Source organism: Paenibacillus sp. FSL M7-1414 (genome assembly GCF_038003195.1).
GTDB classification, from domain to species: domain Bacteria; phylum Bacillota; class Bacilli; order Paenibacillales; family Paenibacillaceae; genus Paenibacillus; species Paenibacillus amylolyticus.
This window is the reverse complement of the sequence record NZ_JBBOOS010000001.1, coordinates 1,309,350-1,332,096: the sequence shown is the minus strand read 5'-3', so window position 1 is coordinate 1,332,096 and position 22,747 is coordinate 1,309,350. Positions and strand designations below refer to the sequence as shown.

The 22,747-nt window shown below is 46.7% G+C and carries 19 protein-coding genes; 10 read left to right on the top strand and 9 right to left on the bottom strand.

Annotation, left to right across the window (positions count from 1 at the left end; genetic code table 11):
- Positions 1–217 precede the first annotated feature (217 nt).
- From MHH92_RS05910 to MHH92_RS05895, 4 genes are all read right to left on the bottom strand, one after another.
- Positions 218–3,493, bottom strand: a complete 3,276-nt coding sequence (locus tag MHH92_RS05910; RefSeq protein WP_340902628.1) for a glycoside hydrolase family 48 protein — start codon at positions 3,491–3,493, stop codon at positions 218–220.
- 88 nt (positions 3,494–3,581) lie between these two features.
- The gene (locus MHH92_RS05905) at positions 3,582–6,575 is read right to left on the bottom strand and encodes a glycoside hydrolase family 9 protein (RefSeq protein WP_340907634.1); all 2,994 of its coding nucleotides are present in this window, start codon (positions 6,573–6,575) and stop codon (positions 3,582–3,584) included.
- A 341-nt stretch (positions 6,576–6,916) separates the two neighbouring features.
- Positions 6,917–8,653 carry a methyl-accepting chemotaxis protein gene (locus MHH92_RS05900; protein ID WP_083677324.1) on the bottom strand — a complete coding sequence of 579 codons (1,737 nt, stop codon included), beginning with the start codon at positions 8,651–8,653 and terminating at the stop codon, positions 6,917–6,919.
- 205 nt (positions 8,654–8,858) lie between these two features.
- On the bottom strand, positions 8,859–9,410 hold the full coding sequence (locus MHH92_RS05895) for an undecaprenyl-diphosphatase (RefSeq protein ID WP_340902625.1): 552 nt from the start codon (positions 9,408–9,410) through the stop codon (positions 8,859–8,861).
- Between the two features lie 184 nt (positions 9,411–9,594).
- Between MHH92_RS05895 and MHH92_RS05890 the strand changes: the two genes are divergently transcribed.
- Positions 9,595–10,590 carry an LCP family protein gene (locus MHH92_RS05890; RefSeq protein ID WP_340902624.1) on the top strand — a complete coding sequence of 332 codons (996 nt, stop codon included), beginning with the start codon at positions 9,595–9,597 and terminating at the stop codon, positions 10,588–10,590.
- A gap of 139 nt (positions 10,591–10,729) precedes the next feature.
- The gene (locus tag MHH92_RS05885) at positions 10,730–11,983 is read left to right on the top strand and encodes an acyltransferase (protein WP_340902623.1); all 1,254 of its coding nucleotides are present in this window, start codon (positions 10,730–10,732) and stop codon (positions 11,981–11,983) included.
- A 37-nt stretch (positions 11,984–12,020) separates the two neighbouring features.
- On the opposite strand, the gene MHH92_RS05880 is transcribed toward MHH92_RS05885, so the two are convergent.
- The gene (locus MHH92_RS05880; RefSeq protein WP_340902621.1) at positions 12,021–12,758 is read right to left on the bottom strand and encodes a hypothetical protein; all 738 of its coding nucleotides are present in this window, start codon (positions 12,756–12,758) and stop codon (positions 12,021–12,023) included.
- Between the two features lie 220 nt (positions 12,759–12,978).
- Between MHH92_RS05880 and MHH92_RS05875 the strand changes: the two genes are divergently transcribed.
- Together MHH92_RS05875 and MHH92_RS05870 are read left to right on the top strand one after the other, a co-directional pair.
- Entirely contained in the window at positions 12,979–13,926 is a 948-nt protein-coding gene (locus tag MHH92_RS05875; RefSeq protein WP_340902620.1) for a hypothetical protein, read from the top strand.
- A gap of 54 nt (positions 13,927–13,980) precedes the next feature.
- Complete coding sequence (locus MHH92_RS05870) at positions 13,981–14,223, top strand: NHLP leader peptide family RiPP precursor (RefSeq protein ID WP_091015589.1); 243 nt, start codon at positions 13,981–13,983, stop codon at positions 14,221–14,223.
- Positions 14,224–14,297: 74 nt separating this feature from the next.
- Here MHH92_RS05870 and MHH92_RS05865 read toward each other — a convergent pair whose 3' ends face one another.
- Together MHH92_RS05865 and MHH92_RS05860 are read right to left on the bottom strand one after the other, a co-directional pair.
- On the bottom strand, positions 14,298–16,196 hold the full coding sequence (locus MHH92_RS05865; protein WP_340902618.1) for a HAMP domain-containing sensor histidine kinase: 1,899 nt from the start codon (positions 16,194–16,196) through the stop codon (positions 14,298–14,300).
- A 153-nt stretch (positions 16,197–16,349) separates the two neighbouring features.
- The gene (locus MHH92_RS05860; RefSeq protein ID WP_340902616.1) at positions 16,350–16,631 is read right to left on the bottom strand and encodes a hypothetical protein; all 282 of its coding nucleotides are present in this window, start codon (positions 16,629–16,631) and stop codon (positions 16,350–16,352) included.
- 145 nt (positions 16,632–16,776) lie between these two features.
- Between MHH92_RS05860 and MHH92_RS05855 the strand changes: the two genes are divergently transcribed.
- From MHH92_RS05855 to MHH92_RS05845, 3 genes are all read left to right on the top strand, one after another.
- Positions 16,777–16,938 (top strand): hypothetical protein, encoded by a 162-nt coding sequence (locus tag MHH92_RS05855; protein WP_017690239.1) that lies wholly within the window; start codon positions 16,777–16,779, stop codon positions 16,936–16,938.
- 121 nt (positions 16,939–17,059) lie between these two features.
- Positions 17,060–17,431 carry a hypothetical protein gene (locus MHH92_RS05850; RefSeq protein ID WP_340902604.1) on the top strand — a complete coding sequence of 124 codons (372 nt, stop codon included), beginning with the start codon at positions 17,060–17,062 and terminating at the stop codon, positions 17,429–17,431.
- A 39-nt stretch (positions 17,432–17,470) separates the two neighbouring features.
- Positions 17,471–17,662 carry a hypothetical protein gene (locus MHH92_RS05845; protein ID WP_221819027.1) on the top strand — a complete coding sequence of 64 codons (192 nt, stop codon included), beginning with the start codon at positions 17,471–17,473 and terminating at the stop codon, positions 17,660–17,662.
- A gap of 102 nt (positions 17,663–17,764) precedes the next feature.
- On the opposite strand, the gene MHH92_RS05840 is transcribed toward MHH92_RS05845, so the two are convergent.
- Entirely contained in the window at positions 17,765–18,979 is a 1,215-nt protein-coding gene (locus MHH92_RS05840) for an MFS transporter (protein WP_340902600.1), read from the bottom strand.
- A 255-nt stretch (positions 18,980–19,234) separates the two neighbouring features.
- Between MHH92_RS05840 and MHH92_RS05835 the strand changes: the two genes are divergently transcribed.
- From MHH92_RS05835 to MHH92_RS05825, 3 genes are all read left to right on the top strand, one after another.
- On the top strand, positions 19,235–19,882 hold the full coding sequence (locus tag MHH92_RS05835; RefSeq protein WP_340902598.1) for a peptidylprolyl isomerase: 648 nt from the start codon (positions 19,235–19,237) through the stop codon (positions 19,880–19,882).
- Between the two features lie 484 nt (positions 19,883–20,366).
- Positions 20,367–20,630 carry a YqkE family protein gene (locus tag MHH92_RS05830; RefSeq protein ID WP_211081827.1) on the top strand — a complete coding sequence of 88 codons (264 nt, stop codon included), beginning with the start codon at positions 20,367–20,369 and terminating at the stop codon, positions 20,628–20,630.
- A gap of 208 nt (positions 20,631–20,838) precedes the next feature.
- Complete coding sequence (locus MHH92_RS05825; protein ID WP_036612094.1) at positions 20,839–21,633, top strand: SDR family oxidoreductase; 795 nt, start codon at positions 20,839–20,841, stop codon at positions 21,631–21,633.
- Between the two features lie 129 nt (positions 21,634–21,762).
- On the opposite strand, the gene MHH92_RS05820 is transcribed toward MHH92_RS05825, so the two are convergent.
- Complete coding sequence (locus MHH92_RS05820) at positions 21,763–22,524, bottom strand: YwaF family protein (RefSeq protein WP_340902592.1); 762 nt, start codon at positions 22,522–22,524, stop codon at positions 21,763–21,765.
- Positions 22,525–22,747 lie beyond the last annotated feature (223 nt).

Below are 22,747 nucleotides of genomic sequence, written 5' to 3'. Positions count from 1 at the left end.
AATATGGTAAACATTACTATGATTCATTTACCGATTACCGTTCCCCGAATTCACCTTTTTGCCTCCAGACTCAATACGGATCGATTTATCAGCAGTGTCCGGTGATTATTTCGTATTTCATTTTTGCTTTTCCATAAGAAAAGAAAAGCCAGGGATTTCTCCCCGGCTTAACCTGTATGATGAGTAACATCACTCTACAATCGGTCGATCAACTCATTTAAGGTTCAATTCCCCATACCTTGGCGCCATCCTGATAAGCTGTCACTTTTGTCCAGGCACTGAAGGCCGTTTGGATGGAATCAAAGGAATAATCATTCGTTTGATCAAAATTCGTCCAGTTGTTTTTCGAGAAACGTCCCTGGATGATTCCGGTTTCGGCACCCGCCGCCAAACTGCCAGCACCTGCTTTGAATTCAATCTCCAGATACGTATCTGCCGTGCCCTTGGCCGGATCTATCGAAACAAAATGCCCTTCCACGTTACCACTGCCAATCTGTGCATAATCACACCAGAAACTCAGATCAGCGGCACTATCCTTGGTGAAATAATACCGGACCTTCACTTTGCTCAAGTCCACAGCAGTTGTACCTGTATTCTTCACATTAAATTGTGGAGTAATCGCATTGACCGAAGCCCCTGAACTACCATTACGGTATTGTACTTCAAGCGTTCCCGTTGTAACTGGAGGTGCCAATGGAGTCAACACCAATACATTCGAATTCGTCTGACCACTCGTATTAATAGCTACGACTCTATAATTATAAGCCGTACCATTCACCGCTGTAGCGTCGGTATACGTCAGTGCGGTCAAACCTGTTGCCAGATCAGCATATGCCCCGCTGCCTACCGAACGTTGTACCTTATAACTCGCTGCTCCAGTTGATGCAGTCCATGTCAGGACCGCCTGGGCATTGCCAGCCGTTCCAGTAAGGTTGAATACGCCTGGCACAACGGTACCTGCGAGTGGTGTTGCAGATGCCTGTGTCGACGGTGCAGACTCACCTACGGCATTCACCGCAGTGATGACATAATAATACGTTGTGCCGTTGGTCAAACCTGTATCCGTGAATGTCGATCCTGTGACCCCTGTCGCTACAGACGTATAAGGACCACCATTCACTTCTGCACGTTTCACGGTATACGAGGCTGCACCAGCGGCTGCATTCCAATTCAGAACCACTTGCTCACTTCCTCCAGTTGCTGTTACGCCAGCAGGAGCAGCGGGTACTTCCACTTCCGGACTATCGGAATCTCCGAGGAGACGATCATACTCGCCATACGCTGTAGCCATATCCACCTGTGACCAGAACCGGTGATACGTAAAGGTAGGTGCACCGTTTTCCCACTGCTTCGTGGTTGTGTTATATGACGTTTTGTACAGATTATCCAGGTAAGCCCATGCCGGATCTTGCTTGATGGCCGGACGCAGATCGGAGTATCCAATGTATACGCCATTGCCACCTTTCGCCGGATCGGAAGGTACACCCGCTGTACCTGGAATCGTATTGCCTTGACCAAAGGTTCCAGACCAGTTCGCCGGGATATAGATCTCTTTGGCAAAGAAGCGGAAGTAGTCTTTACGCTCTTCTTCCGTAACAATCCCCACACCATCATTGTAATCCCAAGCTGTATCCAGCAAAGCCTCAGCCAAATCCTTGGCTTCTTGGCCTTCCGCGCTAAATGTACCGTTCTCTGCCTGTGTTCCGGCTGCGAAGAAGGTCAGAGCTTTAACGTAACTTCCCAGAACTCCTGTGTCCTGCACTGGATCTTTGGTCGTTACACGGAAGTTCGGATTTTCCGTAAACGAACTGAATCCATTCCATTTGTCCGGTTGACCCTGCCATTCCTGACCACCCGGAATCCAGAATTCTCCCGGAGCCGGCGTTGTAGCTACCTGAACATTAGTTCCACCCAAAATGCGCTGTCCAGCCGCATTCAGATAATAACCTTGCGCATCCGTCACCGGGCGCTCACCTACAAATACATAATCCTTACTCCAGTCGATCCACTTCGTGATTACTTTTTTGGCCATCTGGAAGTTCTCAGAGGTCAAATCACCGCTCTCCGCAAGAATATAGTACATCTCGGCTACACGCTCCAGCGGCCATGCCTGGAATCCAAACCAGGTGTTGGAATCCGGATCACGATACACTGGTGCTTCTTGATAGGCCATGTCATAGAATGTGCTTACGCCTGCCGGATAGGCTTTGTATGAACCATCCAGACTGTTCGTTGCTCCCCCGCCGATAGCTCCTTCATGGGATTGTAGCCAAGTGTAGAATTCCAACTGACGTTTCAGCGTAGCATTCCAATCTGCCTTCGCTGTTGCTGATTCCGGAATCAAGCCGCCAGCCGGATCAGACAAAGCATACGCTGCAACCGGGTTTTGATAAGCCTGATGGGTATGGCTCGCTCCAATGCGCCAAGCCCAATCCCCACCTTGACCCAAGCCACCGCCCCAAGACGTATACCAAGCCATGAGATACATGTTGGAATCCTTGCCTGTACCCGGAGTTGGTGTACCGCTCTTTGCACTTCCAATTTTCTGGAAGTATTTATCATACATGCCATAGCGCAGATAGTCCCCCATCTTCTTCGCTTTATCCAGATATTCCGGATTGTTGTATCCCATCTCCTTTGCCCAATACAGCACCTGTACAGCACGTGCATCGGCATCCGTTGCATTTGTGTAACGCCATTGCGCTGACGGTACCTGATTTTCCTTTGTGAACAAGCTCATGAAACCTTCGTTTGCCTTACCAAAAGATTTATCATCCTGGGATGGATGCGGAATGGCTTCCCACACAGACTCCTGCTCCCCACGTTGGAACGTATTCACATAGGTAGCTGTATGTGATGGATTCAACAGGTTGCCATATCCATACCAGTTATCCACATCGACCAGCCAGTGCATGAGATAGGTCTGATTGTCACCATAGGTCGCCTTAAGTTCGGCATCAATCGGGTCTTTACCCGCTGCATATTGACCATTAAGTGGCGATGGATATTGATCAGGAAAAGGTTTTTCCGCTGCATACGTAGCAGGGCTGTTCGGGTTGTATGAGCTCATCGTAGGCTGCTCTTCCTTGCCGTCACCTTCATTGACCGGGATAATGTATTTCTCCATACTGTCCCAAGCTGCTTCCAATTGGGACCAGTCTCCCGTGTAGTGGCCATACATGGTTTCCAACCACAGCCAGTAACTGTATGCCTCGGACGTCGTCATATGACCATAATCCGGTGCCTCACTCAGCAGGGTCTCAATGGAATGATACGGCAGACCCTCTGGCGAAAAATATCCGTTCGCCGGATCTTTCAACTGATCATATAATTGCAAAAACCGAACTTCATTAATGCCGTCTGCCTGAATCTCGATGGCCTGATCTGCGGCATGTGCTGTTTGCGGCCCTGCCCAGAGTCCGGTGTATCCGGTCAACATGACGGTTCCCGCCAGCATGGCTGTTAAACTTTTTTTCGCAGCTGATTTCAACATTAATATATACCTCCCTGGAATAGTGGAAATTGAATATAAGTGCTGTTGGTCTGCCCATGCTGCTATTCGGCCAATGATCTTGAGCTAGTTACGGTTCCAAGCCCCATACTTTGGTGTTTCCCTGATACGCGGTTACCTTGTTCCATGCGGCAAAAGCCGTCTTGGAAGCATCATAGGAATAATCATTACTTAGATCGAAATTGCTCCAGTTATTTTTGGAAAAGCGTGCTTGAATCACGCCGGTCTCTGCTCCAGCGGCCAAACTGCCTGCTCCGGACTTGAAGCTAATCTCCAGATACGTATCTGCGGTACCCTTCGCCGGATTCACTGCGACAAATGTACCTTCAACATTGGCCGTGCCCATCTCGGCATAATCACACCAGAAGGTCATTTGATCCGCACCATCCTTGGTGAAATAATATCGGATCTTCACGGTACTGAGATCAATCGCCTGTGTTCCGGTATTCTTCACGTTGAACTGCGGAGTCACCGCATTACTTGAATTCCCCGACCCTCCGCTGCGGTACTGCACTTCGAGTGTACCGGTCGTCACCGGAGGTGCAGAAGGCGTCAGTGCCAGGACATTGGACAGTGTCTGTCCGTTCTCATTCACAGCTGCAACCCGGTAATTGTACGTGGTGCCATTCAGCGCTGTTGTATCGGTGTAAGTCAACACGGACACTCCAGTTGCCACATCTGCATATGTCCCGCCTGCCACCGAACGTTGTACCTTATAGCTAGTAGCGCCCGAGGCTGCTGTCCAAGTCAGGACCGACTGCGCATTACCAGCTGTCCCACTTAAAGTCAGTGCTCCCGGCACCGTCGAAGCTGCTTGCGGGGTAGCCGACACCTGTACAGAACCCGATGATTCCCCTGCTGAATTCACAGCAGTCACTACATAATAATAAGCCGTCCCGTTGGTCAGTCCCGTGTTTGTGTAGGTCAATCCATTAACCCCTGTCGCAACAGTTGTATATGGTCCTCCACTCACCTCGGAACGCTTCACCGTATACGATTCGGCCCTTGATACAGCGGCCCAAGTCAGGTTAACCTGACTGCTTCCCGCTACAGCCTGCACGCCAGCAGGTGCGCCTGGAACCGTGACTGGTGTAACACCAGGCTCCTGTCCATACACCTTCACCCCTGCATCATAGACTGGAAGGTATATGCTCTTCACAGGAGTGCCTGTGGTCAGTGTCTGGAACGAATGATCATTGCTGGCATTCCATGCACCCTGTGGGCCTGTAATGCGGAACTGTACTTCTTTACGATAATTTCCTTCCCCACCTGGATAGATCTTGGTATTACCGAAGTTCGCCGTAATGGCATAGATATGCTGGGCTGCATTCACCACAACTGGTTGGGATACCGTCGCCCCCTCCGTATAGGAGGTTGTCACTTGCACGTCCGATACCGTACGTCCGGCAGCATACACTTCACTCAAATCCAGGAAATACTTAAAAGAAAGTTGATCTCCCATTCGGGCAGGCCAAGCGGAACGATTATTAAGCTGTGCTCTGATTTCCGTATAATTGGCACCTGATGATTTGATCGCAGCCTCCACAAAGAACTCATCTCCCTTCACCTCAGGTGCAGGGAAGTTCGCCAGGGGCTGATGATTCTGACCAAATAGCAAATTCATCTTTGCCAGTGCGCCGGTAAAACCAGCATTGTAATCGGTTGCGACCTCATTACTCACGTAATCCCCGATATCATCGGTATATCCATCCGATGCATCCGGGCCACCGACCATGGCACCATACAGAATGTGGCGATGGTTAGCCGGGATATCTTCGTTATTCAGCCATGAACCGTGAGCGGTCCGATGATGCGGATGTTGAGGTGCATTTTGCCCATATCCGACCACATAACTGCTCTGACGCGGATTATCGCCCAGAATATAATTCATCTGTGAGACAGCAAAATCCTGATATCTTGACTTTTTCACAGGATCACTCACCCAGTCGGAGTATACAAAAGAAATAAAGGATGCATTCGCTGCATATCGGAGCGAGCCCCACTGATCCAGCCACGCCAGACCTCCTGGCGTATACTTGACTCGTGTCCCATTGACTCCAACCGTCCAATAATCCAGATTGCGCTCAGTCGACTGAATAAATCTTGTCGCCTCCGGCATGTTCAAACTGGACGTAATACGGGCAAGCAGAATCTGGGCACCATAATGTTTACTGTCCCAACCTTGTGTCCAGGTATAGGGCCAATTGGCTGAGCCTCCGCTAGAAGACCACCGGTCCGTAGCTGCAATGGCTTTGGACAAGTAAGCGCTATCATTAGTGGCTAAATAAAGCCATGCGCCACCCCATGCCAGCTCGTCTTCGTATCCTGTCCACGAATTATAAAACGCTGCAGCATCAGTGATACAATCGGTGTATTCCCCCCGATATGTATCTGCGAAGTTGTACAGCTCTTTCGCATGTTGAAGCAGTCTGGCCGAATATGCCGGATCATCATCTGCAAATACAATCGATGACGCTGCCAGCGCTGCAGCCGTTTCTGCCGCCAGATCACTGCCCGGGCATGAAGCATCAATCTTGAACGAAGGACGGTTCATCTGCATGACTTCTGCGGGTCCCCACCAGGCATGGTCGGTATTACCTGCCCCCACTTGTCCCCATAATTCATTTGGTTTCGTATGCGCTTTCATAAAATAGTCGGTCGCCCATCGGATATTATCCTTGATCTCCTCCAGTTGTCCGGCCTGTTCATATCCGTCACTGTATTCCACGACAGACCAGGCGAGCATCGTTGCGGAAGCAGCCATCGGAAAACCAAACTTCACGTGATCTCCGGCATCATACCATCCTCCGGTCAGATCAACACCTACATCAGCTCCATCCTGCATGCCCGAATTACCACGCCATTCGACCCGATTACTCGCTGGCAACGGACCCGAGCGCTGTGCCTCATAGAAGTAAATGGCCTTTTGCAGTGCTTCAGCATAGTTCTGATTTCCAGCGGCCGCATCCGCCTTACGAATTCCTGTGCCCATCGATAAACTCCCTGCCAGTAGTCCTGCCGATAACGCGATCATAGCGACTCGTCTCCACCAGCTCCCCTTCATGTTCAACTATTCATCTCCTCTTCATCAATATTCCGTATGCATTACTCTGGACTGCAAGTTTATATCGCTCCTCCCCATGGTGTATTTCAGTGTAAGTTCCACCATTAATTACCATTATAGCCGTTTGTTTCACCAGCTATATAAGCGTTGGTGACTTCTGAAATAACATTGTTGTGACCTGCTCTGCGTCATGTGACAAAAAAAGCTGTTTCTCTAACGCATATGCGCGTTAGAGAAACAGCTTCTCGCCCTTGTTATCATCAACAGTACAAATCGAATGGCATTCTGACCATCCTGTCAGTATGTTTCTGTACACCTTAGGTATCAGAACATCTCATTGGTTACACTTTGAACTTGTTAATCTGCTCCTGCAGTTCTTCGGCCATTTTGGATAATGAACCCGCGGATGATGCAATCTCTTCCATCGAAGCCAACTGCTGCTGAGTTGCGGCAGATACATTATGAACCCCGCCCGCTGCCTCTCCAGCAATGTTGGAGATTTGACTTACATATCCTACAACCTCAGTTGTACTCGCCGACATTTCCTCTGAACCTGCAGATACTTCCTGGATTTCACCCGCTACTTTGTTGACCGCATCCGAGATCTGCTCGAACGCTTGTCCTGCCGCAGTAACCATCTCGATTCCTGCTTCTGTCTCACTGCTGTTCACTTTCACTGCCTGAACAGCATGATCCGTATCTTTCTGGATCAATTGAACGAGATCCGTAATTCTTTGCGCAGATGTAGAAGATTCCTCAGCCAACTTACGCACTTCTCCCGCAACTACGGCGAAACCACGTCCGTGCTCTCCTGCTCGTGCGGCTTCAATGGCTGCATTCAGTGCAAGCAGATTGGTCTGCCGGGCAATGTTGTTGATTACCTCGGTAATGGTTCCAATCTCTGCTGAACGTTCCCCCAGCCCTGTAACCAATTCAGTAAGCGAAGCAATGGAATTTCGAACAGAACCCATCTGTTCAACCGCTTGCTGAATAATCATATTTCCTTCGGAAGATTGATTCGCCGCATCTACAGCAGATACGGATACACTCTGAGCAAGCTCGGCAATCTGCTCTGATCCGAGAGCCATCTCATTCATCGCCTGTGAAGAGCGCTTCACAATATCAACTTGATCTGACGTGCCCACGGCCAGTTCCTCAACCGTTTCGGAAATCTGTTCCGAGGCTTGAGTATTTTGCTCTGCACTTGCAAGAAGCTCTTCCGATGAAGCCGCTACCTGTTCGGAAGTCATCGATACCGATTCAATCATGGAGCGCAAATTACCACTCATGGTATTGAAGGAAGCCGCGAGCGTTCCCAATTCGTCTTTGTTCTTGAGCACAATCGTCTCACCCGTCAGATCACCATTGGCAATAGCCATGGCCGCTTCATTCATCTTTTTGATTGGACGTGAAATGATGCTTGCAATGAAGAATGCAATGAACACGGCGATCAGGAATGCAAAAATCGTCACTGCCAAAATCACATTAAATGTATTCTCAGCCAACTCGACAGAATCATTCGTTGCTGCATCCGATCCTTTATTCCCAGATTCGATCAGCTTGGCAATCGTGTCGTTAGCTGTATACCACAATGGATAGGCTTCAGTGTGCAGTCTACTTGCTTCTTCATAGTTATTTGCAATACCGAATTCTATGAATGCAGGCATTTTCTCCACATAAGCATCATAATTCGTACTGAAATCATTGTAGAGCTTCATCGCTTCATCATTGCTCTCAATGAACGTTAGCAGCTGTTTACGCTCATCTTCAATCTTCGTGAGGAGCAACTTTAACGCTTCATTCACCTTGACGTTTTCTTCTTCGTCCTGTTCAACGATAATGGCCAGCGCTAACCGCTCTACATCCGAAACATCACCATTCATCATACCCAACAGGCTTACACTCGGCATCCAGGTCTGGTCCACATCATTGGCTTTACCAGACATATTATGGATCTGTATTAACGCATAAACGCTTACAACAATCAACAGAGCCACGACTATGAGAAAACCAGTCAGTAACTTGCCTCGAATCGTTAACTTCAATATCCCCAACTTATTCCCCCGCGTGTCTTCCATGTGTCCCACTCCTCAAAATAATACATATTTATAATATATCGTCACCGATCGTCGTGAATTGTAGATGTTAGAATTCAATTTCTGTAAATTTCATGTAACTTCGAACATAACACAAAAAAAGTCTCCCATCTTTGGCAGAACCAGAGATAAGAGACTTCTTTCAATAAACTAAACTCAAAACTTCACTAGACATTGCTTTCAAAAGCTAACGAAAAACACGTCGGTGTATGTTAATGAAGAAGTCGGGAATCGACTTGGTATAATTGCGGGTTGTAATCAGAACCACACTAAGCAGACTTCCGAGAATGAATCCTCCCAGAATATCTCCTGGATAATGTACACCAACATATACACGAGACACCCCTGTCAACACAGCGAGTAACATCATCCATGACCCGAAGCGACGTCCAATAAAGAATGAAGCAGCCGATAGAGCAAATACAAAGGAAGCATGTTTACTTGGAAAAGAAGGATCAGGTACATGGGCAACCAGCTGATGCACAGTCCCTTCCACAAAAGGTCTTGGATGACCGACCGCTGGTGATATCCCCCATTTGGCCAGAACTAGCGCTACAATGGAAGCCACACAGGCATAGAAAACAATTCGTTGTTTCGATGGATCACCGAGAAACCATACGATAACGAGCAGTGCGATCATGACCCAAACCGCATACTCGGATGATGTGATCATAAACCAGTCCAGAAACGGTATTTGGTCTGCAAACTGATTAATCCAATTAAATAGTGATTGATTCATAACTGGCTTTTAATCCCCCCATTACACAAAACAAGATTATTTTTTACATAATAAATATACACTAACTATTTGTCAAACATTCCTCACATTGACCGAAGTTACGAAATCAAAGAGGACATTTTGCTTTCTTTTTGTTAAACTAGTTTGGGTTACATATCAGTTCAATCATAGAAAGGTGAAGATTATGCTTAAAAAATGGTTATGGGGTACAGCCCTGACCCTGGCACTTGCGATTACAGGTGTCGTTGTATATTACGGATATTCGATTGTTCATTTTGCCAATAGCATCTCCACGGCTTCCGGGACTTCATCCAACTCGTCCTCTTCCGGCACAGACAACGATTCAGACACACCAACGACAACGATTCCCAGATGGGAGGGCCAGGAACGGGTGAACATTCTGCTCCTTGGTGGAGACTCAAGAGGCGACGATGCAGGACGCTCGGACTCGGTCATGGTCGCTTCCATTGATCCGGTCACCAAGAAAGCCCATCTATTCTCCGTACTGCGTGATACCTATGTAGCCATTCCCGGGCATGGCAAAAGCAGACTTAATGCAGCCTTTTCCTACGGGGGTGCGGAGTTGACTAAACAAACCGTCAGTGATCTGCTCGGTATTCCCATTCAGCATTATGTCTACACAGACTTTACAGGTTTCATGGCACTCGTTGATGCGGTAGGTGGCATTGAGATCGATGTGGAGAAAGACATGTATTACACCAGTAAAGCAGATAAACATATGTACGACATTGACTTAAAAAAAGGATTGCAGCATATGGACGGCAAAACCGCTCTGCAATATGTTCGGTTCCGGCATGATGCCACCTCGGATTTTACGCGCACCGAACGGCAGCGGATCTTCATGACCGAGCTGGCCAAGAAAATGCAGAGTACTACGTCGCTTTTCAAAATCCCTGATATCCTGGAAGCGATCGCTCCCTACATTGAGACAGACCTCAGTCCAACCCAGATGTTAAAACTCGCATCACTTGGCTTCGATATCCATGTGAACGATATCGATCAGCAGCAGATTCCACCGAACAAACTACTCACCAATGAACTGGTCGGCTCAGCTCAGGTACTGGGTGTTGATGTGACCAAACTCCAGTCCTACATTCAGAAAATGTTTGAAGAAGATGCCGAGTCCTCAGAGACTCCATCATCAGAGGAACAGAACTAAAACAAGCATGAGATATATCAATAGAAAAGACGGCCAAAGCCGTCTTTTTTTGTACCTATTTTCTCCATTTAATGCAGTCTTAATGTTTAACGGGTACCCTTATATGATGAACTCCGGTTCCTGGAGGGAGGATTACAATGTGAAAAAACCGCGAATAACGGAATGGACCGAACTGCGGGGCATTGCCTTTCTGGCAATCGTCATGCAGCATAGTATCGCTGAGTATATCTATCGCGCTGATATTGAACAACCGGATTCCATTATGCTGACCATGATTTATCATCTGACCCGATTTGGTACGCCAACGTTTGTATTTCTATCGGGTGTAATGTTGTTTTACCATCATCGTAACACCAAACCGGAATATCCTCGCTTCATTCGAAAGCGATTTGGCGATATCTATATGCCGTTTGTCGTATGGACACTGATCTACTGGCTTTCTGTCCGTATCTTCACCCCCGCGTTCTGGCTTGCAGGCATACCGGATTTTCGCAGTCTGATTCGTGAACTGTTTATACCACAGACGGGATATCATCTCTGGTTTGTCATTATGGTGTTTCAATTCTATATTCTGTTCCCCCTGTTCTGGACAGGAGCAAAAGCCATTCAGAGACGTATCCAGAACACCTCACGTTTCACGCCCATGCAAGTCATTATCGGACTAATTCTCTTTGCAGCAGTACTATATGCCCTGCTTATGCAATGGTCCTACTATAATATGGGGGGCTGGACAGAATCCATGTCTGAGCCTTGGTCAACGTTGCTGCAATATCGCTCCTATTCATGGGTGATGTACTGGTTTTACTTTTTACTGGGTGCCGTGTGTGCCTGGTCAGTGGATAGCTGGAGGAGTTGGACCACAAAGATCCTGCCATGGACGATCTGTCTGTTTATAGGGATGTATATATGGCTTGGTTACGATGTGCTGCGCGGGTCCGGGGATGTTGTTAATCTGAATATCTCCACCTATCTGAAACCAACCACATTCCTGATCATTATGGCTCAGATGTTTATGATGTATGGTTTCCTTGTACTAATGCGGGGCAAAGATATACGGTTTCAGCGCCTCTTAGCCTGGATTGGCCGTTATTCATTTGGTGGGTATCTGGTTCATGCACTGGTGATCTACGCGATCGCTTATGTCACCAGACCGCTTCAACTCAGTGGATGGCATCTGCCTATAACGTTGCTATCGTTCCTTGTAACGGTTGGTGTTGCTCTTGCAATCAGTTGGGCGCTATCCAAGCTTCCTGGCTCACGTTTCACCGTAGGGTTAATGCGCAAACCACGTTTAACTCCCAATCCATCAGCTGCTGTGGACAAAAGAAATTCATCTGAGCGAACTCCGTCACCTGGCCCAACTCGCAGTCCGGGAACGAGTGAGCCGTTTTGAAATAAAGAAGAGCGTCCCCTTATGGAGACGCTCTTCTTTATTTTACTTCGCTCGAAGTTGATCGTCCAGGAACAGGTTCCTGGGGACCTGGGGCTGGATGCACGTTGCCCTTTTGATTCACAAATCTCTTCAGATCACCCGTTATTTGTTCCTTCAACTTGTCCACCAGCTGCGTTTCACTAATGCCTTTTGCCTGAGCAATCTCAGCCAGGGATTTCCCTCCCTGAAGCTGCTCGTGCAGTTGAGCAGGCGTGACTCCAATAAACCGGGCAATTTCGCCCTTATCTACTATGGAACGTTTGCCATGGTGGGCAAATTCACGCCGCAAATCACGCAGCGGGGTATTAATGACCTTTTTCAACTTTGTATCCATGTCTGCCTTCGTGGCTGCAGCTTGTTCCTTGGTGAGACAACCTTCTTCCACAGCTTGATCCAAACGCTGTGCCAGTGTAGGCTTCAACTTCTGCAATAACTGCTCCTCACTAAGTCCCTTACGCTCTTTGGCAATCTGCGACAACGTCTTGCCAAGTTCCATCTGTTCTTTCAGATCCCGAAGTCCAATCCCAAGCAAGTCTGCCGTCTCACCAATCATGAACAGACCGTGTCCTGCCTGCATGCATGGCTTCGCTGGTTTACCGGAGGAAGAAACTTTTGACGCATCGTCATGTTCCTCAGCCCGAACTGTTGAATCAGCGAATGCTACATGTCCTGTTGCTGCTGTTATAACTACGGCTGCCAATCCGGCTGCCATCCATGTTTTCCATTTCAAATTCATTTTTCTGCCGCCTTTCCGATGTCGAAATCCTGTGCCTTCCTAGTTTGAGCCTAAAATCCACTTTTTTATGCCATAAAATACAAAAAGTCATCATTTTTCTCACAATTGATCACAAAAAATCCTATTTTTTTCAGTTTATTTCCGCTATACTAAGTGTAACTTCATGATTATAGTCGAACAGTCCTTAGTCACCTTATCGCAGGAAGGACGATATGTAATAATGCGGAAAGATTGGTTAGATCCGTTTAGATCCGATCTGGAGGTCGTGTTTGCTTCAGCGGAGCAACTCGTACGGGAATATCCCGAACCCTTGTCAGGACATGCATTAGAGCAGCTTCGTTCGGTTAATCCGCTGTTACGAGATTCGGGACACAGCTACATCGGGTACATCACTCCACTTTGGATGCAACACTCAGATAAACTACCCCCAGAGAAGGCACACCAATTAAGTACAGCCTGTCTCATCCATATGTTATATTTTCTGAATCAGGACGACGTGATGGATGAACAACCGGAGAATGCCACATTGAAGTTATCCCTGGGTAATCTATATTACATGGATGCACTTCAACTTTACTCGGTATTATTCAATCCTTCCTCCACGTTCTGGGTCTATTTCAGACAATATGTAGTGGATTGGGCCGTGAGTGTTACGGGTGAGCATTCCATTGATTATTTCCAACAGAATCCCTTGTTGATTGCGCAAAAGGCTGCCCCTCTCCTCATTGGAGCTACGGGTGCACTGCTTCTGCTGAATCAGTCCGACCGGATCATCCCGGTGTGTTCTGCCATCAACATCACACTCATGACACTCCAGATGACCGATGACTTCACAGACACGCAACAAGATGCTGTGCATGGAAACTACAACAGCTACCTCTCCCACATATCCGCAGCACTGAATCACAACTATCCAGTTCATCCTCTAAGCGAACGTATACATGACAATGTATACAATACACAACTCATGAACTCTTACGTAGACATTGCTTATCACTATAATCGTACACTAACATCGTCTAACTTAGGAATATCGCATCTTGAGGCGTTTAATTCTTATTTATGCAGCACTTTAGTACAAGCTGTTCAGGACATTACACAACGGAAGAAACAGCTCCTCCAAGGTGGGTTTCATCACTGGATTAGCGAGCAACAATTGGGATTCTGAACATAAGGACTAAGCTGATTCAGTTTAATTTTAAATATGAAGGGAATGTTGACGATGATGGTATCAGAGAAAACGTTGCATGAGGATATTATTGAAAAGGCTTGGACAGACGAGCACTTCAGACAACAATTGCACTCCAATCCGAAGCAGGCGCTTCGTGAAGCGTTCGGCATCGTAATTCCGGAGCACATTCAGGTACGTACTGTTGAGGAGCAGCAGAATGACTATGTGCTTGTCATACCTCCCAACCCTTCCAAAGTAAATTATGATGTGAATTGTGGGCCTTGGAGAAGTTAAACCGGTGAGTTATTGGTAATGTAAGAAATCAGGGGTAGGAACAAAAAAAGCCGCTGTATCCTTCTGTGAGTTCGTCAATCGACGAACTCGGCAAAAGATACAACCGCTTCTGTTCCTACCCCTTTGGTGCTTGTAAAGCTGATCTGTCCTTGCATCGCTTCAACAATTCGGAATGTCACCATCATGCCCAGGCCTGTGCCTTTGATTTTATTGGAGAAATAAGGCTCGCCCAACCGGGAGAGTGCTTCCTCGTCCATTCCTTCTCCGTTATCCCTGACATGCACCTTAATCATTCCATCCTGCTTATACGCCCAGATATCAATCTGACCTTGTCCCTGCAGAGCTTCAATACTATTCTTGATAATATTGATAAAAGCCTGCTTAAACTTCGAGGAATTGCCTCGAATATATAGATCTGGCGGAATGTCGGTGGTAATTTTACCACCTTCCAGATTAGCCATCGGTACAAGAATGCCTTCAATATGATTGAATTCATCCGAGATATTGAGCGAAATAATATGGTCAAACTCAGGTTTGGCAAAGGTAAGAAAATCCGTTATGATGCCCGAAGCCCGATCAAGTTCTTCCAGTGCAATTCGCACATACCCCTTATTTTTGTTGTCTTCCTGTTCTGTCATAAGCTGCAGGAACCCTCTTGTCACCTGAAGTGGATTACGTACTTCATGGGCAACGGAAGCAGCCAGTTCGCTAATAATCTCCATCTTTTCGGATCGCTGCAACTCATTGTTGAACAGTTCCAGTTCCTTGGAATACTCTAGAACTTTAGTATGTTTTTCGGCAAAACGACTTCCGAGAATGGCAATCAACGAGATTACAAATGCAACCATGGACCATTTCCACCATAACAGATGATACGTCCCACTCCGCTGATAATACCACAACAGTTCAGCCACACTGATCAAGGCAAATGTACCAAATCCCGTTGCAAGCAGCATAGCTTCCCGATTTCGTTGCAGCGCTTTGGCGATGGTACCAACCAACAGGATTGTCAGCAGAATGACCAACACAATGCCAACCACACGCTGTACGAGCAGATTGTAGAGGATCTCCCATTGCCCACCTGAAGTAACATAGATACATAGAGAGAACACAGCGATAACTGAATATATGAATAGTATTTTTCGCAGTTTGGTGAAGATTCCATGCAGTCCTGGTCCGATAATTTGTTCAAAAAAATAACATAACGCTGGCATGCCCAGCAGCATCGCCAGATCAAAGACTACGGAATACAGGTCACCATATACCTGATAGAACGTATACAAAAATTGCGAGTACGTGATGATCATCGTGCCGATGGAACCCATCACGATGCATAGCGAGATCCATAATCCCTTATGGAATTTGCCAAGGAAGAACGTACAACTCAGCATCGTAATCGCTGTGAAAACAAAGGTCGCGCCCAAAATTACATCAATAAGTCCGTTATGAATATATTTCTCCTGTAACGCGGCATAAGGTCCAACCTGAACAGTACCTTGTATCCCCAGACGGCCTTTTTCATTTTGCGACCATACATAGAGCGTGTCACCTGAATTTTCGCTGGATAAGGGCAGCAACACAGCATTATTATCATAATTGTAATGATAGTTCTCGTAGACCTTGCGGTCTTCCAGATAAACAACAATATGATTGCCTTTAATGTTCTCAAATCGAATGGCTGAACTTTCCTCACTCAACTCAGGAATGGTCAGGCGAGTCCATAAAGAATTCGATCGATCCGTATTGCTATACTCTAACTTATCGCTGCCCTGCTTTTCCCATATTTCGTCTGCTCCCTTAACCTCACTGATGAATCCTTGATCGTCAACGTTCCCCCATTTTACTTCCCATCCTGTAATGGATACAGGTTGCTGAACCGCTCCTGTAGTTGCAAAGACTATCCCATGTGGCATGCCTAGAATAATCAATACACTCATCCATAAGATGACGATAGCTTTGGGCACATTTTTCATTCACAGCACCTCAAAGTTCTAATTTTCCCTATCTTAGATTCTCTCATTTATCATTCGCCACCGTTTGTCACGTCACCTTCTTGAGATAAAATGAAATTTCACATTTAAGTCGATTTATAGTCTTATTTCCATTTTATTGTTAAAGTTATCAGATTAATCACGCAAGTCTTCGAACTGGTTCACTATCTTTTCCCGTTCTATCTGTTCAACTTGACTGCGAAATTCAAGCCATTGCTCTGTCTCCTCATCATCATAGATGGTCCATATGTCGGAAAAAAGGAAATCCCGTAACTGTACAACTTGCCCGGACCATATACCGCCTACCCAAAACAAACCATCCGGACGACGGATGACGGTACGGGAGAACCCGGGTGTGGACGCCTTTTGCCCGATACGGATGCGTGTGATCATATTGCCCAGTGTGAACCAGTCCACATGAAATTCCTCCCTTACATATTCAAGCTTCATCATAACATAGGCAAAACAGGAAAAGCTGTAAAAACGGTGGCTGCGATTCAATCCTTTGCTCCGGGTGTAATGGTTTCTCAAAGCAAACAAACACGCTAAGGAGATGATTACAATGAATGAGCCACATCGTACGGTTGAGGTGGAACATAAGGATGTTCAGCATAAATCGGATTCAAGTATGGTCGCTTCCACATTTATTAAATATGCCGCATATATCATTATCTTTTTCGGATTCTTATACTTCTTGGTTAAATATGTATTCCCCAAATTCTAAGGCATTCATATCGTAGTGAACACCCGGAGATAATAACCTGTGCAAGATTACAACACTAGCGCTTTGGGTAACTACGGGGTAAGAAGTTTTGGACAACCGACAATGAAAGGAAGTGTTACTCATGTCTGACAAACCAATTAGTAACGAAGAGAGCGACCGCTATTATGACCGTTATCAGAGGTCCCGCGATATTCCGCCAGAGACGGAAGTCCCGGAAGGCGATATGGATACCTTTGATGAAGTTTCCGGCAGACGGATTGTAACGGAAGATTCGGATCTGGCACCCGTAGCCGCAACTGCTGTGGACGAGCCGGAATTGGATTCACGTTTGGCTGAGACACCGCTGGAATCTGTACCGGATGCAGATCTTCTGCAACCGAACAGCCCGGTTGATCCTGCTGCACCCGATCCGGATGCGCTGCATGGTACCGATCTGCTTAATGGTGCTGGTGCGGATGCCGAACCGGAGAACGACATTCCACCACGCCATTAACGACTGTTATGACATCCTGAATGAGGAGGTACATACACGATGAAGGAAGATCGCCAAAAGCAGGTGCATGAACCGGATAATCTCGTGACCGAACGGGATATTGACCCGGACTTCGGACTGTTCACTGAGGACTCCTTCCCCGAAGCACTTGAGGATGAGGACCAACGTGATGCGGTCGAGCATGCCATTCCCAAAGAGAAGGCTTCTCGTAAGCCCTCTTCGGATGACTAACTTATATAGATCCGTAGTAGACTTAAAAAAGATGACGTCTGTAATTTCACAGCGTCATCTTTTTTGTTACCTGTAAGTTCACGTACTCTTAGGGATTCAGCATCATCGTTTAGCGGAAACCTTACTTGTCACGGGCAGTTTGTGATCCAATCCTGACCACTTCGCTACAATCGCAGTGATGATCAATGCCACTCCATTAATAATAAATATCCAGCGTATCGGCAGCCAGCCCCCAAGTACACCACCAATGATCGGTCCCGCCATCGTCCCGATCTGGGCAGCGGATTGATTCAGACTAAAAGCCCTGCCCCGGAAACTCGATGCGGTAGCCTGCACAATCATGGCGTTAATTGCCGGAAATACAGCCGCAAAGAATAAACCGTACACAAATCGTAAAATGCCGAATGCTATATAACCTGTTGTAAAGAACTGCAGAAGATTCCCTACAGCCCCACCAACCAGTCCGATGATCAACACTTTACCGTATCCAATCCTTGAACCAATCTTGCCCCAACGCGGCGCCATAATAACTGTTGCTACCCCCACCGCTGAGAAAATAATACCCGAGCTGAGTGAGGCACGATCCGGCTGAACGCCCATCTCCATCACATAGACCGTCAATAGTGGCTCCAAAATCATGACGGAGAATGTACATATACCCATCATGCCAAGCACCGTCATAAACAAACGATTTGCTCTCGCTTCACGAATGTCATCCATGACTTGGGAACGAGCTTTGTTCCGGTTGAAGTTCTCTTCTTTTACCCAGAAGGTTGCGATGATTGCTGAGACTAACACAACAATAGCCGAAAACAAAAATGCATTCCGGTTGCCATAATAATGACTCACCACACCACCAATTAACGGTCCGATAATACCACCAGTGGCTCCTGCAGTGGACATAATACCAAGTGCATAACCAGTCTTCTCTTCAGGTGTATTCGTGCCTACCAAGGCAATCGCTGCTGGAACAAACCCTGCAAGCAGACCCTGAAACAATCGAACAACAATCAGCGAATACGGGTCCTGCACGAAATAATTGATTAAATACAAGACGGCAAGGCTGTATCCCGACCGGATCAGCATGGGCTTGCGTCCGTATTTGTCAGCCAGTGATCCCCAGAACGGAGACACGAGTGCACTTGCAAGAAACGTAATGCCAAAGGCCAGTCCTGACCATAACTCCAGGTGATCACGAACCCCCAAGTCAGCACTTAGAAACAGGGGCAGAAATGGAATCGAGATCGAATACGCAGTGCTGCAAAAAAATACACCAATCCACAATATGACCAGATTGCGCTTCCACGAGAAGTTCATATACCCGCACGCCCTTTCCGTTACTGACGCCGGGACTGCCGTGTATTGGAGCGGACGGAACAGACCCGTACGTCCCGATGCGGAAGCATTTTCCTTATTTTACACCCATCATTCCACGAAGACCATCCCTTGTTCACCACAAACACATGTATTACATTGCCATCCTGTCCACAAAAACGGTATGATAGTTGGGTAAATATCCAAATATGATTTGGAGAAAATATATAATGCAGAGATGCAAGGAGGAACGTTTTCATGTCTTTACAGTGGAAAAAAAATACAGTGGTCTCGCTGGTAATCGCGATGCTGCTTATCGTCATTAGTGGTTGTGGACGCCCTTCGAGTGGCGCTACAGAAACACCATCTCCAGTTGAACCAACGGGTCCCAATCCGGTAGCTACTATTGAAATGGCAGATGGACAGAAGATCGTCATTGAGCTATATCCGGAAATTGCACCCAATACGGTGAACAATTTTATTTCACTAGCGAATCAGGGTTTCTATGATGGCACAATCTTTCACCGTGTTATTCCAGGTTTCATGATTCAGGGCGGAGATCCAGACGGTAATGGTCGAGGTGGCCCAGGGTATGCCATTAAGGGTGAATTTACATCTAACGGTCACAAAAATCACCTGAATCATACGCGTGGGGTTATCTCCATGGCGCGCGGAGATAATCTGGATTCTGCTGGTTCCCAATTTTTCATTATGTTAGCAGATGCTGATCATCTTGATAATGCCTATGCTTCCTTCGGTAAAGTAACGGAAGGCATAGAAACTGTGGATAACATTGCTGCTCAGGAAATAGGTGAAGGTGACAAACCCGTTAAGGATCAAGTTATGAAAAAAGTTACGGTAGATACACATGGTCTGGAATATCCAGAGCCGGTAAAAATGCCTTAATTAACTTCCTTGCCAAATGGATAATAATCCATGGTTATGACTTTGTAAGGAACTCTAAACAAACAAAAGCTCTGTCCTGTGCGTATCTCGCAAGGCAGAGCTTTATTTATTTATTTTGATGATAGCGGTTACATATATGACTTTATAAAAAATGACCTCTTCCGGCATCATCCTCAATACATCCATCCCATCAAACGTAACCAGCCGATAATCGCAATCCATAACGGGCAGCTGAAGGCAACGCCCCATGCAAGCCCTTTCAGTAAACCACGGTTTACTTCCACGAACAACGACTCCTTTCTCCAGGGAATAGTCGCAGTATCGGTAATAGTATATGATTTTATACCCGTTTTCATTCGTCACGCAACCCTCGTTTTCCTGCTTTTGTTCCGCAGATTCATGGAATGCTTTACGGGAACCTGATATACTATGACTACTGTACGATAAATGGAACCTGATTCATGTTTGGAAAGGAGATTTTCCTATGGCAAAATCCAAAAAACGCACTCCTGCTCCCAAAACAGCAGTAGCACAGGATAAACCCACAACACTGAAGGATCTGCTTAGCAGTGATGTGCTGGAGAAGCTGAAAGCTCAGGCGGATGAAGCCAAGGCTGCCGAAGCGGCTCTTAAAGAACAGGAGCGTCAACAGGCAGAAGAAGCTCGACAAGCGGAGCAGAAGCGCCGGGATAACGACTTCGAATATTTGCTCAATAACAGTGCAATGGACTGGAAGAAACATAAGTAAGTATCGGACATGACTTGAATGAGTTTCCCACCATTCACATGCCAAAATAAGTTCACAGCAGACAGATGATGAAGTTGATCTGTTCCAGAACAGGGCCGCGTTGCGGTCCTGTTCTTTTTGATATATACACATATGATTCACGCGTCTTGAGCCGGGTATGTTAGAAGTAGAGCGTACAACGATAATCTAACTCATGGAGGGATCAGTGATGACAGAACAACGTTTGGAAGGCAAAGTCGCGATTGTAACCGGAGGTGGATCGGGTATTGGTCAGGCTACCGCTATTCGTTTCGCCGAGCATGGAGCCAAAGTGTATATGCTGGATCGCACACCCGAAAATGCGGAGGAAACCAAGCAGACGATTGAAAAAGCTGGCGGAGAAGCGTATGTGATCGAATGTGATATCTCCAAACCGGATAATGTGCAGAAGGCAATCAATCAGGCTGCGGCTGAAGCGGGTAAACTGGATATCATATTTGCGAATGCTGGCATCAACGGAACGATGGCCCCGATCGAAACAATGGAAATCGAGGACTGGGACCAGACGATGGAGATCAATATGCGCGGAACCTTCGCAACCGTCAAATATGCCATCCCCCATCTGAAAGAACATGGCGGCAGCATCATTATCACCAGTTCCATCAACGGTAACCGGGTCTTCTCAGGGATCGGTTTCTCTGCATACGCTTCCAGCAAAGCGGGACAAACTGCGTTTACCAAGATGGCTGCACTGGAGCTGGCTCGTTATAAGATCCGTGTAAATGCCGTCTGTCCAGGTGCCATCGATACCAACATTGATGATAACACCTACCCGTCGGATGATCTGAAAGAAGTACAGATTCCTGTTGAATTCCCTGAGGGTCACGAGCATCCGCTCAAGGGCGAACCTGGAACGTCGAAGCAAGTGGCGAACCTCGTTCTGTTCCTCGCTTCCGATGAAGCCTCTCATGTTACAGGTACACGAATCTACGTGGATGGTGCGGAATCACTGCTCCGTGGATAGAAATATAAATATAAGTTGGCCCCATTTAGGGACAACGCCCAAACATCCCGCAAGCGATCTGATCCGGTCAGATTGCTGCGGGATGTTTTAGTTTATAATACGGCGCAGACGCAACTACAAGGATTATCCCTATACCGCGGAGCTTTTACCTTTTTTCACACGATGCTTCAACCGATCTGGAATGGCAAAGAGCAAAATGTACATCAGCGAGAACAAAACTAGCGCAAGTATCTCTTCCCCAAGGATGTACATGGGATACGGACCTAACATATCAAGCACCGAGGGTGTACTCGGCTTGTGTCTCAAAAACATATAATTCGCGTCAAGCATGACATCTACAACGTATACGATTAATGCTGCCACATTCACAAATATCATCGAACCTGCTACAGATCTCCAGCTAGGTCGCAGCTGTTCCACCCAGGTCATGTATAGTAAAGCCAGAATGATACAGGCATGAGCAACGAAAAATTGAATGAATCGAAAATGTGCATAACCATAACCCAGATTAGGAGTCAGGATCGCCATAAGGGCTCCAACAATGCCCGCAAAGAGCAGTGCAGAATGTAACAGTCGACTGCGTGTCAGTAGTAACAACGCCGATAATAGCAGAGACAGACTGCATAGTTCGAGTGGCAGTGACGTCTTCAGGCTCCATATCCCTCCGTACACATACCAGAGTTGCAGCACGATTTCGCAGGCAAACATGATACAAGCCAGAACAATCCGCAGTATGCGGCGTGCCCTCTCTGACCATGATCGAAGATGGTGTCGAAGCAAAAACATTAGTACAATTAATGCTGTAATTACGCTAATTGAAACGATATGTGAACGGGAGAACAGGATAAACGGCTCTGCATCATAAGGGTCCAGCCATGGTGGATACGCCACGCATCTCTTCTCTCCTTTTCGATTATCTCACCAACATTATCTCTCTTTAATGTTAACTTTTTCATTTTGCCATTGAATGAAAATGCTGTCCAGTTGGAATTCTAAATAAGCATTGTAATTTAAATATCTTTATGTTAAGATAAATTCAGAACCAAAACAAACGAAAAGTTAGTAACTTTCTTAACCGAAATGATAAAAATACAGCACTCAACAAATGTTCAAC

Excerpts from the sequence above, each read along its gene's own strand:
- MHH92_RS05910 (WP_340902628.1), bottom strand. The coding sequence starts at position 3,493 with ATGTTGAAATCAGCTGCGAAAAAAAGTTTAACAGCCATGCTGGCGGGA.
- MHH92_RS05905 (WP_340907634.1), bottom strand. The coding sequence starts at position 6,575 with ATGAAGGGGAGCTGGTGGAGACGAGTCGCTATGATCGCGTTATCGGCA.
- MHH92_RS05900 (WP_083677324.1), bottom strand. The coding sequence starts at position 8,653 with ATGGAAGACACGCGGGGGAATAAGTTGGGGATATTGAAGTTAACGATT.
- MHH92_RS05895 (WP_340902625.1), bottom strand. The coding sequence starts at position 9,410 with ATGAATCAATCACTATTTAATTGGATTAATCAGTTTGCAGACCAAATA.
- MHH92_RS05890 (WP_340902624.1), top strand. The coding sequence starts at position 9,595 with ATGCTTAAAAAATGGTTATGGGGTACAGCCCTGACCCTGGCACTTGCG.
- MHH92_RS05880 (WP_340902621.1), bottom strand. The coding sequence starts at position 12,758 with ATGAATTTGAAATGGAAAACATGGATGGCAGCCGGATTGGCAGCCGTA.
- MHH92_RS05875 (WP_340902620.1), top strand. The coding sequence starts at position 12,979 with ATGCGGAAAGATTGGTTAGATCCGTTTAGATCCGATCTGGAGGTCGTG.
- MHH92_RS05870 (WP_091015589.1), top strand. The coding sequence starts at position 13,981 with ATGATGGTATCAGAGAAAACGTTGCATGAGGATATTATTGAAAAGGCT.
- MHH92_RS05865 (WP_340902618.1), bottom strand. The coding sequence starts at position 16,196 with ATGAAAAATGTGCCCAAAGCTATCGTCATCTTATGGATGAGTGTATTG.
- MHH92_RS05855 (WP_017690239.1), top strand. The coding sequence starts at position 16,777 with ATGAATGAGCCACATCGTACGGTTGAGGTGGAACATAAGGATGTTCAG.
- MHH92_RS05850 (WP_340902604.1), top strand. The coding sequence starts at position 17,060 with ATGTCTGACAAACCAATTAGTAACGAAGAGAGCGACCGCTATTATGAC.
- MHH92_RS05845 (WP_221819027.1), top strand. The coding sequence starts at position 17,471 with ATGAAGGAAGATCGCCAAAAGCAGGTGCATGAACCGGATAATCTCGTG.
- MHH92_RS05840 (WP_340902600.1), bottom strand. The coding sequence starts at position 18,979 with ATGAACTTCTCGTGGAAGCGCAATCTGGTCATATTGTGGATTGGTGTA.
- MHH92_RS05835 (WP_340902598.1), top strand. The coding sequence starts at position 19,235 with ATGTCTTTACAGTGGAAAAAAAATACAGTGGTCTCGCTGGTAATCGCG.
- MHH92_RS05830 (WP_211081827.1), top strand. The coding sequence starts at position 20,367 with ATGGCAAAATCCAAAAAACGCACTCCTGCTCCCAAAACAGCAGTAGCA.
- MHH92_RS05825 (WP_036612094.1), top strand. The coding sequence starts at position 20,839 with ATGACAGAACAACGTTTGGAAGGCAAAGTCGCGATTGTAACCGGAGGT.